Below are 10,791 nucleotides of genomic sequence, written 5' to 3' on the forward strand. Positions count from 1 at the left end.
AGGCGGTCACTGAGCGGACCGGGGCGGCCACGCGTCGCCCCAGTCCGCGTCGCGGGCCGCACGGTAGAGCGGGCCGTGCCGCTTGGTCACGGTCCGCCTGCTCAGCTCCTCCTCGGCCCCGCACAGGTCGAGGAGGACCTGCCCCTTGCGGATCTGCGGGCGGCGCACCACGCGGGCGGGGGCGGGCTCCGGGTCGAAGCGGACCGCCGCGACGTAGCTGAACTTCTCGTCCTCGTACGCCAGTGAGCCGCCCTTGACCCGGCGGTGCAGGGACGACCGGCTCACCCGGGCCGAGAAGTGGCACCAGTCCGTGCCGGGCTCGATGGGGCAGGCCGCGCTGTGCGGGCAGGGGGCGGCGATCCGCAGGCCGGCCGCGATCAGCCGGTCGCGTGCCTCGATGACGCGCGCGTAGCCGTCGGGGGTGCCCGGCTCGATGATGACGACGGCCTGCGCGGCCGCTCCGGCCGCCGCGTCGACGACCGAGCGCCGGTCGGCCTCCGTCAACTCGCCGAGCACGTACGACACCGTGACGAGATCGGTGCTCTCGATGGCGAGCGACGCTCCGATGCGGGAGCGCTGCCAGCGCGCGGAGCGCAACTGGGGTGCCGCGCCCGCCAGTTCACGCCCCAGCTCCAGCGCGGGCTCGGCCCAGTCCAGGACCGTCACGGGCCGCTCCCCCGCCCAGGCCGACGCCACCGCCCAGGTCGCCGCACCGGTCCCGCCGCCCACGTCCACATGGCTGCCGGGCGCCCACCCCTCCGGCGCCGCCGCCGCGAGCGCGGCAAGCGCGGCCCGCACCGCCTCGAAGGTCGCCGGCATGCGGTACGCCGCGTACGCGACGACGTCCGCGCGGTCGCGCAGGATCGGGGCGTCGGTCGGGGTACGGCCCCTGTAGTTGGCGATCAGCCGGTCGACGGCCTGCCCCGCCTGCTTGGGCGGAAGACCGTCCAGAAGCCCGGCAAGGGCGCTGCGCAGGGTCTCGGCCGGGGATGCCGAGGGGGCCGGGGGGATCGAGGGAAGGGGGGCGTTCACCCCGTGATTCTACGGGGGTGGGAGGGGGCCGGGATCGGACGGTGAACCGGGCGGTGAACGGTGTGGGCGCGAGGCGCTGAGCCACCGGGCGCCCTAGGGCGTGTCCTAGCGCCCCCGTGCCGCCCGGGCCAGGTGGGTGGCCGCCGCCGCGCGTGGGGCGCTGCCCGCCGTGCGGCGCCGCGGGTGCACGGTGTTCGCGAGGAGCACCAGGAAGGTGTCCGTCGCCGGGTCGATGACCAGGGAGGTGCCGGTGAAGCCGGTGTGGCCGGCCGCGCCGCGGCCCGCCAGCTCCCCCATGAACCAGGGCTGGTCGATGCCGAAGCCGAGGCCCGGTTCCGCCAGCATCAGCTCGACGAAGTCGGGGCCGAGGATGCGGGCCCTGCCGTACGAGCCGCCGCAGAGCAGGGTGCGGCAGAACACCGCGAGGTCGCGGGCGGTGGAGAAGAGGCCGGCGTGCCCGGCGACGCCGCCCAGCGCCCAGGCGTTCTCGTCGTGGACGGTGCCGCGCAGCATGCCCCGGTCGGCCTTGGCCCAGGGGCGGCGCTGGTCCTCCGTGGCGGCGGCGTCGGGGCGCGGTCCGAAGCCGGTGGCGGTCATCCCGAGCGGGCGGGTGATGCCGTCGCGGACGAGGACGTCGAGGGGGCGGCGGGTGAGGCGCTCCAGGACGTGTTGGAGCAGCAGCATGTTCAGGTCGGAGTAGACGTGCTCGCCCGCCGGGGTGACCGGGGCCTCCGCGCGCAGGGCGGCGAGGCGTGCGGCGTCGTCCGGGCAGTCGTACAGCGGGAGTTCGGGGCGCAGCCCCGAGGTGTGGGTGAGCAGCTGGCGGATGGTGATGCCGTGCTCGGCGGCGGCCGTGAACTCGGGGACGTACGCCCCGACGAGCGCGTCGATGCCGAGCGTGCCGCGCTCCAGCTGCTGGACGGCGGCGGCCGTCGTGAAGAGTTTGGTGAGCGAGGCCAGGTCGAAGGGGGTGGTGGTGCGCATCGGCACGCGCCACTCGCGGGGCAGCTCGACGCCCGCGTCGGTCTCCGGGTCGTACGAGGCGTAGCGCACCGCCCAGCCCGCCGCCTCCTCGGCGGCGATGACGGGGCCGCGGCCTGCGATGACCACGGCCCCGGCGCACCAGGGGCGGGGGCCGCGGGTGAGATCGCGCACCTCGGAGACGAGCAGGCCGATCTCGTCGGGGTCGAGGCCCGCGCGGTCCGGGGAGCCGGGGCGCAGGAGGCGTGGTGCGCTCAGTGGTCCGCCTCCTGCGGGGCGCGGTGCTGCCAGGGGCGGCACAGTCCCACGAAGCAGGCGGTGCCCGCCAGCGCGCAGGCCAGTTGGACGACGGCCATCGGGACGGCGGTGTCCTCGCCCGCGATGCCGACGAGCGGTGAGGCGACGGCGCCGACGAGGAAGGAGGAGGTGCCGAGCAGCGCGGAGGCGGAGCCGGCGGCGTGCGGGGTGCGGAGCAGCGCGAGCGACTGGGTGTTGGGCAGGGTGAGGCCCATCGAGGACATCAGGACGAAGAGTCCGGCGGCGACGGGGACGAGGCCGACATCGCCGAAGACACCGGCCGTCATGAGCAGGAGCGCGGTGGCGGCGGTGGCGATCATCGCGAGGCCGGCGGCGAGCACCTTGTTCAGGCTGACGCGGCCGACCAGGACCTTGCCGTTGATCTGCCCGGCGGCGATCAGTCCGATGGAGTTGACGCCGAAGAGGAGGCTGAAGGTCTGCGGGGAGGCGCCGTAGATCTCCTGCATCACGAAGGGCGAGGCGGAGATGTAGGCGAAGAGCGCGGCGAACGCGAAACCGCCCGCGATCATGTAGCCGGTGAAGACGCGGTCGGCGAGGAGCGACCTCATGGTGCGCAGCGCCTGGCCGGTGCCGCCGCCGTGCCGCCTCTCGGGGGCGAGGGTCTCGGGCAGCCGCCGCCAGACGAGCAGGGTCAGGGCGCAGCCGACGGCGGTGAGGACGACGAAGATGCCGCGCCAGTCGGTGAAGCGGAGGACCTGGCCGCCGATGAGGGGGGCGGCGACGGGCGCGACGCCGGAGATCAGCATGAGGGTGGAGAAGAAGCGGGCCATCTCCACGCCGTCGTACAGGTCGCGGACGACGGCGCGGGCGATGACGATGCCGGCCGATCCCGCGAGGCCCTGGAGGAGGCGGAAGCCGATGAGTATCTCGGCGGTGGGCGCGAAGGCGCAGGTGGCGGTGGCGGCGATGTAGACGAGCAGGCCGGCGAGGAGCGGGCGGCGCCGTCCCCACTTGTCGCTCATCGGGCCGACGACCAGCTGGCCGAGGGCCATGCCCATGAGGCAGGCGGTGAGGGTCAGCTGGACGGTGGCGGCCGGCGAACGCAGGGCGTCGGTGACCTCCGGCAGGGCCGGCAGGTACATGTCCATGGAGAGCGCGGGGACGGCGGTGAGGCCGCCGAGGACGAGCGTGACGAGGGCGCCGGTACGGCGGAGGGCGGCGGTGCCTGGTGGCTCCGCCGCCTTGGGTATCGGATGTCCGTCCGTGGCCTGCCCGAGCTCAGGCATCGTGCCCCTCCCAGTCGCTGCCTGTGCCCTCCATGGTCGCAGCTGGGGGTGGGTGGTACGGACCTGTTTCCGCTACACCGGCTTCAGCCCCGGGTCGCCCGCCTCCGTGACGAAGGAGGCCGCCGTCGTGAGGGGGGCGCCGGGCGTGGTGACGGCGGCGACCGTCTTGAAGTCGGCCCTGGCCTGCTCGCGGCCGAGGGCGACGGTCACGTAGCCGCGCCGGCCGTTGTAGAACTTCATGTGCGGGTTGGCCCTGGTGTAGGTCTCCCAGTTGGCCGGCTTCTCCGCGCCGTCCTTGCCGCTGGCGATGGAGGTCGCGACGATCTCCGTGCCGAGGGTCTGGGAGGACGGGTCGTCGAAGTCGGCCTTGATGTCGAAGGCGTAGCCGACGTGCACGTCACCGGTGAGGACCATGAGGTTGTCCAGGCCCGCGGCCCGGGCGCCCGCGAGGACCCGCCGCCGGGAGGCCCGGTAGCCGTCCCAGGCGTCCATGGAGAGCTTCGCCCGCGCGTTCAGGTCAAGCCGGCGCTGGGAGAAGGTGACCTGCTGCGGGACGACGTTCCACAGGGCCCGCGAACGCTTCCAGCCGTCGATGAGCCAGCGCTCCTGGGTGGCGCCGGTGATGGTGCGCGCCGGGTCGTCGGACTCGGGGCCCGGGACGTGCGCCCCGTCGCCGTAGGCCTGGTCGGAGCGGTACTGGCGGGTGTCGAGGATGTCGAACTGGGCGAGGCGGCCCCAGGCCAGGCGCCGGTAGAGCCGCGCGTCGGGGCCGCTGGGCAGCTGCGGGCGGCGCAGCGGCTGGTTCTCCCAGTACGCGCGGTAGGCGGCGGCGCGGCGCAGCAGGAACTCCGCGGGCGGATTGCCGTTCTCGTCGAGGTCGGCGGCGTAGTTGTTCTCGGCCTCGTGGTCGTCCCAGGTGACGACGAAGGGGTGCGCGGCGTGGGCGGCGCGCAGGTCGGGGTCGGACTTGTAGAGGGCGTACCGCAGGCGGTAGTCCTCCAGCGTCTGCGTCTCCTTGTTGAAGTGGGCGGGCAGGGTGCGGTCGGTGTACTTGCGGGCGCCGCCGACGGAGTTCACGGCGTACTCGTAGAGGTAGTCGCCGAGGTGGAAGACGACGTCGACGTCGTCCTTGGCCAGGTGCCGGTAGGCGGTGAAGTAGCCGTCGTGGTACGCCTGGCAGGAGACGGCGGCGAGGGTGAGGGCGCCGGGGCGGCTGCCCACGGGCGGCGCGGTGCGGGTGCGGCCCGTCCCGCTCACCCACCGGCCGGTCCTGAAGCGGAAGTAGTAGGTGCGTCCGGCGTCCAGGTGGTCGGCCTCGACGTGCACGGTGTGGCTGAACTCGGGGTGCGCGGTGACCGTGCCGCGTCTGGCGACGCGCCGGAAGCGGGCGTCGTGGGCGAGCTCCCAGTGGACGGTGACGCGCTTCTGGGGCAGGCCGCCGCCGGGCTCGTAGGGGGCGGGGGCGAGTCGGGTCCAGAGCAGGACCGAGGAGGGCAGCGGGTCGCCGGAGGCGACGCCGAGGGTGAAGGGGTCCTCGGTGATGCGGCCGGCGTCGAGTTCGGCGGCGCCCGCGACGCCCGCGGTGGGCAGGTTGGTGGCGAAGGCGAGCGCGGCGGCGGCGCCGGTGACGGTGAGGAAGCGGCGGCGCCCCACGTGGCGGGCGGCGGCCCGGAGTTCGGGTGCGTGGTGCTGGCCTGCGGCGGACATGTGGCCCTCCCCTGACGATTGGTGTCAGGGGCATGCAAGTGGCGGGGAACGACGCCAGCCTGTCACGTACACAACAGCCGCATGGCGGGCGGATGATGTCCGCGTGGCCGCCCCTCCCGTACGCTGCGGGGCCATGAACGCTGAGCGAACTGCACCGTCGAAGACCGCCGTGGTGACCGGAGCCGGCTCCGGAATCGGCCGCTCCGTCGCCCTCGAACTGCTCGCCGCGGGCTGGTCGGTGGCGCTCGCGGGCCGCCGCCCGCAGACGCTGGAGGAGACCGCCGCCCTGGGCGGGTCGGCCGGGGGCGCCGCCTTGTGCGTGCAGACGGACGTGGCGCGGCCCGAGGACGTGGCGGCGCTCTTCTCCCGCGTACGGGAGAGCTTCGGCCGCCTGGACCTGCTCTTCAACAACGCGGGCACCTTCGGCCCGGGCGGCGTCCCGGTCGAGGAGCTGCCCTACGACGCCTGGCGGCACGTCGTCGACACCAACCTGAACGGCGCGTTCCTGTGCGCGCAGGCGGCATTCCGGCAGATGAAGGAGCAGGAGCCGCAGGGCGGGCGGATCATCAACAACGGCTCCATCTCGGCGCACGCCCCGCGCCCGCACTCGGTCGCGTACACGGCGACGAAGCACGCGCTGACGGGGCTGACGAAGTCGCTCTCGCTGGACGGCAGGCCCTACCGGATCGCCGTCGGGCAGATCGACATCGGCAACGCCGCGACCGACATGACCGAGCGCATGCAGTCCGGGATCCTCCAGGCCAACGGCGAGCTGGCGAGCGAACCGGTGATGGACGTCGCGGACGTGGCGCGCACGGTGCGGCACATGGCGGAGCTGCCGCTGGAGGCCAATGTGCAGTTCGCGACGGTCCTCGCCACCAACATGCCCTACGTCGGGCGGGGTTGACCTTCTAGTTGACCTTCTAAGGGGCCGGGTTGGTGTCCGGGGTGGGGTGGCGTGTGGTGGCGTGCGAGGGCGGCTGAATCCTGCACAAGTGGAGTTAGTGATACCGCATCAAACCGGGTCGCCGGCCCCCGTATGCTCAGCTCCTCTCCACGAGAACTTCACACTTGGAGCACTCCTTGCGCATACGTACCGCCGCCCCCGCCGTCCTCACCGCCACCGCCGTCGCGGTCTCCCTGCTCGCCGCCTCCCCCGCGACGGCGGCGACCGCGCGCCACCAGGGCGGGCTGCACCTCGGCTACATCCAGTACGACAGCCCGGGCCGCGACACCCGCTCGAACGCGTCGCTCAACGCGGAGTGGGTGAACATCCACAACAACGGCCGCTCGGCGATCCAGCTCAAGGGCTACAAGCTGAAGGACGCCACCGGCTACACGTACACCTTCGGCAGCTACAAGATCGGCGCGGGCAAGACCGTCAAGGTCCGCACCGGCAAGGGCGCCGACGGCTCCGGCGTGCGGTACTGGGGCCGCGGCAGCTACGTCTGGAACAACGACGGCGACAAGGCGCGCCTGCTCAAGCCGGGCGGCTCGCTCCAGGACTCCTGCTCCTGGTCGCGCACCGGCTCGGGGCACGTGAGCTGCCACTGACCACCATGTGGGGCGGGGGGTAGGGGGCGGGGCGGTCCGGGCAGGACGTCAGGCCTGGCCCGTCTCGAAGCGGGAGATCTTGCCGTCGTCGTCGACGGTGAACCGCCACTTCGTCCGCATCTCGCCCCACGTGTCGTTCCGGAACGTGACGAGCAGCGCGCGCCCGCCGTCCGACTCGGACTCGACGTCCATGTGGCCGTTGGAGGAGAAGATCTCGCGGTCCGTCCAGTCGCCGATGTCCCGGTCGGATCCGTCGTCGGACATGGTCGCGCCGGGCGCGAGCAGGTCGTCGAAAGCGGGCTTGTCGTGGGCGTTCACCGCGGTGACGAAGGCACGGACCGCGGGGTCGCCCAGCCGGTTTACCTGGATGCTCATGCGCTCACGTTCACACCGGGCGGCCTCCGGCGCCACCGCTGCCGCACCCCTCGGGTCACCCGGACGGCCCCGCGGGCCGGGTGGCGCGCGCCGGACCGGTGGACGGTGGAAGCCGACGCGACCGCCGCCCCGCCGAGGGGCCGAACCGGGAGTTCCCCATGATCACCTGCTCGTGCTCCGACCGCCGCGACCTGGGACTCCTCCTGCTCCGCGCGGGCACCGGCGGAGTGCTCGTCGCGCACGGCGCCCAGAAGCTGTTCGGCTGGTTCGGCGGCGGCGGCATCGAGGGCACCGGCGCCTTCATGGAATCCGTCGGGTACGCGCCCGGCCGGCTCAACGCCGTCGTCGCGGGGCTCGCCGAGGCGGGCGGCGGCGCGCTCCTCGCCCTCGGCCTCGCGACGCCCGCGGCGGGCTCGGCGGCGGCGGGCGCGATGGCCGGCGCCACCGCCGTGCATACGCCGAACGGGTTCTTCAGCCAGGGCGGCGGCTACGAGTACCCCGCGTACCTCGGCATGGTCGCCGCCGCGCTGGCCGTCACCGGCCCAGGTCGCCACTCCGTCGACCACGCGCTCGGCCACCGGCTCGACCGCGGGTGGATGGTGCCCGCCGCGCTCGCGGGCACGGCGGTGGGCGTCCTCGCGACACTGGGAGCCAGGAAGCGGAACGTCCGCGCGACGGACGAGGGATCGCCTTCTTCCGACGGGTGACGGGAGGCTGCCACGGGTGGCAGGGAGCCTTCGACCGGTGGCGGGAGGCGTTCTCGCCCGGCGCGTGCGGGCCGTGGCAGGCTGCGGGCCATGGACGACGACCGGCAGGGCGCGCCGCGCGCCTCTCAGGACCCGTGGGAGACCGTGGACCGGCTGTACGCATGGCTCGATTCCCACAACCGGCGCGCGCCCCAAGAGGCCCTGCTCCTCAGGATGCTGAAGCTCTCCGAGGAGGTCGGCGAGGTCGCGCAGGCGGTCATCGGGGCCACCGGCCAGAACCCCCGCAAGGGCACCTCGCACACCTGGGACGACGTGCGGTCCGAACTCTGCGACGTCATCGTCACCGCGATGGTCGCCCTGCGCACGCTCACCCCCGACGCGGCGGACGTCCTGGCCGCGCATCTGCGCGCCGTCGACGCGCGCAGCAAAACCCCTTTGCCGCCCGCGGATTGAGCCCATACGGTCGCCCCACATGACTTCCGACACCGAGCACACCGAGCACACCCAGCGCACCGGCCATGCCGAGCACACCGAACAGGCCCAGCACGCCGATCAGCCGCCGCGCCTCACCCGTCTCACCTTCCACGGCCCGCTCTCCGAGACCCGGGCGCGCCGGATCGTCGACCGGCTGGCGTCGGCGGCGCCGCGCACCGTGCTCGATCTGGGGTGCGGGTGGGGCGAGTTGATGCTGCGGCTCCTCGAAGCCGTGCCGGGGGCCACCGGTGTCGGCGTCGACCTGAAGGCCGAGGACCTGGACCGGGGCCGCGCCGCCGCTGAGGAGCGCGGCCTCGGCGGGCGGGTCGTCTTCGCCGAGGAGTCGGCGACGGGCACCGCTCGCGGCCCTGCCGACGCCGTGCTGTGCCTCAGCGCGAGCCACGCCCTCAGCTCCGCCGCACCGCCCCAGGCCACCGTGGAGGCGCTGCGCGCGCTGCGCGGTCTGGTGAACCCGGGCGGGCGCGTCCTGCTCGCCGAGGGGTTCTGGCAGCGCGAGCCGGCCCCGGAGGAGCTCGCCGCGATGTGGCCGGACGCCCGCGCCGGGGAGTTCCTGTCGCTCGGCGGCCTCGTGGACGCCGCGGTCGACGCCGGATTCCGTCCGCTGTGGGTGGAGACGGCGGGCGACGAGGAGTGGGAGGAGTTCGAGTCCGGTTACCGCTCCGACGTCGAGGAGTGGCTCGCCACGCACCCCGGCCACCCGCTGGCGGAGCGGACCCGCGAGCGCGTCGACGCGCAGCGCGCCTCCTGGCTGCACGGCTATCGCGGGGTGCTCGGCATCGCGTATCTGACGCTGGTGCCGGTGGGCTGAGCCGCTGACCGGACCGGCGGCGGCGCGCGGAGTGCTACCGAAGTCGCGGGGTCACCGACTTTCGGCGGCTGCGCGCGGCCGCCCCCGGCTTCTACCGTCCGTGGAGCAGACGATCGGCGGCGGTCCCGCGGTGCGCGGAGGCCGGCCGTCACGGGGCGGAACGGAGTCCACGACATGCCGGGCAGAGAGCTCAGCGAGACGCACGACAGGACCACGGAACTGGGTCACCCGCGGGGCGATCTGCTGCTGCTGTTCGGCGGTCTGCCGGCCCTCGGTCTGCTGCTGGGGCTCGCGCTGCCGTGGCTCGCCCGCCGGGTCTCCGGGGCGCCGGTGCTGCCGTGGCGGGACGGCGTCGAGTTCGTCGCCGGTCTCGACGCGCCGTGGCAGGTCGCGCTGGTCATGGCGGCCGGGCTGGTGGCCGGGGTCGCCCTCGCCCTCGTCGCGGTCACGGAGACGGTGACGGTGCGGCTGTCCGACGCACGCGTACACCTGGAGCGGGACGGCCGGACGCGGACCTTCGAACGCGCTGACGTCTCCGCCGTGTTCCTCGACGGCAAGCACCTGGTCCTGCTGGGCCCGGACTCCGGCGAGCTCACCCGCGGCGAGCCCGGTGCGCGTGCCGCCGCGCTGGCCGAGGCGTTCCGCGCGCACGGCTACCCATGGCACGACGGCGACCCGTACGCGTCGCTGTTCCGGCGCTGGATCCCGGGCACCCCGGAGCCGCCCGCCGAGGTCCACGCGCTCCTCGCGGCCCGGAAGGCCGCGCTGCGGCGGAAGTCCGAGAGGGACGCGCGGGACCTCGTGGAGACGGTGCGGGAGCTCGGTTTCGTCGTACGTGACGAGGGGGCGGAGCAGTACTGGCGCCCCCTGGCCGGGGCGTGAGGAGTTCGCGGGTCAGAAGACGAACGGTCCCGGTGACTGGGCCGACGTGGCGTCGCAGGTCACCGTGATGCCGAAGACCACGATCGTCAGGGACTTGCCCTCCAGGCTGTCGCCGGCGGCGACGGTCCCGGTCAGCGGGCCGGTGGAGACGGGGCCGCCGGCCGGGAGGGCCGGGTTGGAGCTGCCGGTGAAGTCGGTGGTCCCGGAGCCGTTCTTGGTGAGGGTGAGCGTCGAGTGGACGGAGCCCGCGCCGAGGTCGATGGGGGCGGTTATCGCCGAGGTGGACACCTCGATGGTCGCGTTGGTGCCGTCCTGGGTGGCGGTGAGGGACGCCGTGCCCGAGCCGTAGGAGCCGCAGTCGAAGGAGAGGGTGGCGTTCTGCGGTTCCACGGCGCCGGCCGCGGGGGCCAGGGCGACGGCGCCCAAGACGAGCGCTCCGGCGCCCAGGGCCGCGCCGATTCCTCTGCCGAATCCGCCTTGTCGCATGGGGGACCTGCCTTCGTCGGTGGGGGGAGGAGCGAGGGGGGATGCGAGGCCGGGCCACCGGCCGCGCCGACAAAGCTTCCTGACGGACAGTCAGCAGCCCGGATCGCTGCCCATTGAGGCACAGGGGTCTTGGACCGACAAGGCCGATCCCCATGATTTTTGACATGGCCCGACCAATTTCGGCCGTACCGTGCCCCACCTCGCCCCCGCCCCCTCCGGC

Annotated in this window: 12 protein-coding genes; 6 read left to right on the forward strand and 6 right to left on the reverse strand. The window is 73.9% G+C overall.

From position 1 onward, the window contains the following. Positions 1–6: 6 nt before the first annotated feature. The 4 genes from ACZ7DY_RS10720 to ACZ7DY_RS10735 form a co-directional block, all read right to left on the reverse strand. Positions 7–1,032, reverse strand: coding sequence for a small ribosomal subunit Rsm22 family protein (locus ACZ7DY_RS10720; RefSeq protein ID WP_471132821.1), 1,026 nt, complete (start codon positions 1,030–1,032; stop codon positions 7–9). A gap of 105 nt (positions 1,033–1,137) precedes the next feature. Beyond that, positions 1,138–2,313: a serine hydrolase domain-containing protein gene (locus ACZ7DY_RS10725; RefSeq protein ID WP_471132823.1), complete on the reverse strand. Its 1,176-nt coding sequence runs from the start codon at positions 2,311–2,313 to the stop codon at positions 1,138–1,140. Then, a complete protein-coding gene (locus ACZ7DY_RS10730; RefSeq protein WP_471132826.1) occupies positions 2,268–3,557 on the reverse strand; it encodes a multidrug effflux MFS transporter in 1,290 nt (429 codons plus the stop codon). Before ACZ7DY_RS10730 ends, ACZ7DY_RS10725 begins: the two co-directional genes overlap by 46 nt. Before the next feature lie 72 nt (positions 3,558–3,629). Beyond that, positions 3,630–5,264, reverse strand: coding sequence for an alkaline phosphatase D family protein (locus tag ACZ7DY_RS10735; RefSeq protein ID WP_471132829.1), 1,635 nt, complete (start codon positions 5,262–5,264; stop codon positions 3,630–3,632). A gap of 133 nt (positions 5,265–5,397) precedes the next feature. On the opposite strand from ACZ7DY_RS10735, the gene ACZ7DY_RS10740 reads away from it, so the two are divergent. Both ACZ7DY_RS10740 and ACZ7DY_RS10745 read left to right on the forward strand, forming a co-directional pair. Further along, on the forward strand, positions 5,398–6,171 hold the full coding sequence (locus ACZ7DY_RS10740; RefSeq protein WP_471132832.1) for an SDR family oxidoreductase: 774 nt from the start codon (positions 5,398–5,400) through the stop codon (positions 6,169–6,171). 176 nt (positions 6,172–6,347) lie between these two features. After that, positions 6,348–6,818: a lamin tail domain-containing protein gene (locus tag ACZ7DY_RS10745; protein WP_471132835.1), complete on the forward strand. Its 471-nt coding sequence runs from the start codon at positions 6,348–6,350 to the stop codon at positions 6,816–6,818. A gap of 48 nt (positions 6,819–6,866) precedes the next feature. Here ACZ7DY_RS10745 and ACZ7DY_RS10750 read toward each other — a convergent pair whose 3' ends face one another. Continuing rightward, on the reverse strand, positions 6,867–7,193 hold the full coding sequence (locus tag ACZ7DY_RS10750) for a nuclear transport factor 2 family protein (RefSeq protein ID WP_471132838.1): 327 nt from the start codon (positions 7,191–7,193) through the stop codon (positions 6,867–6,869). 158 nt (positions 7,194–7,351) lie between these two features. Here ACZ7DY_RS10750 and ACZ7DY_RS10755 point away from each other — a divergent pair, with 158 nt between their 5' ends. The 4 genes from ACZ7DY_RS10755 to ACZ7DY_RS10770 all read left to right on the forward strand — a co-directional run bounded on the left by ACZ7DY_RS10755 (position 7,352) and on the right by ACZ7DY_RS10770 (position 10,085). Beyond that, the gene (locus tag ACZ7DY_RS10755; RefSeq protein ID WP_471132840.1) at positions 7,352–7,900 is read left to right on the forward strand and encodes a DoxX family membrane protein; all 549 of its coding nucleotides are present in this window, start codon (positions 7,352–7,354) and stop codon (positions 7,898–7,900) included. Between the two features lie 90 nt (positions 7,901–7,990). Further along, positions 7,991–8,353 carry a MazG-like family protein gene (locus ACZ7DY_RS10760; protein WP_471132843.1) on the forward strand — a complete coding sequence of 121 codons (363 nt, stop codon included), beginning with the start codon at positions 7,991–7,993 and terminating at the stop codon, positions 8,351–8,353. Between the two features lie 19 nt (positions 8,354–8,372). After that, the gene (locus tag ACZ7DY_RS10765) at positions 8,373–9,203 is read left to right on the forward strand and encodes an SAM-dependent methyltransferase (RefSeq protein ID WP_471132846.1); all 831 of its coding nucleotides are present in this window, start codon (positions 8,373–8,375) and stop codon (positions 9,201–9,203) included. Positions 9,204–9,377: 174 nt separating this feature from the next. Beyond that, complete coding sequence (locus ACZ7DY_RS10770; RefSeq protein ID WP_471132847.1) at positions 9,378–10,085, forward strand: YqeB family protein; 708 nt, start codon at positions 9,378–9,380, stop codon at positions 10,083–10,085. A 12-nt stretch (positions 10,086–10,097) separates the two neighbouring features. Here the strand turns inward: ACZ7DY_RS10770 and ACZ7DY_RS10775 are convergent, their stop codons facing one another. After that, positions 10,098–10,571: a hypothetical protein gene (locus tag ACZ7DY_RS10775; RefSeq protein ID WP_471132850.1), complete on the reverse strand. Its 474-nt coding sequence runs from the start codon at positions 10,569–10,571 to the stop codon at positions 10,098–10,100. Positions 10,572–10,791 lie beyond the last annotated feature (220 nt).

The organism is Streptomyces sp. NPDC037013 (assembly GCF_055607265.1).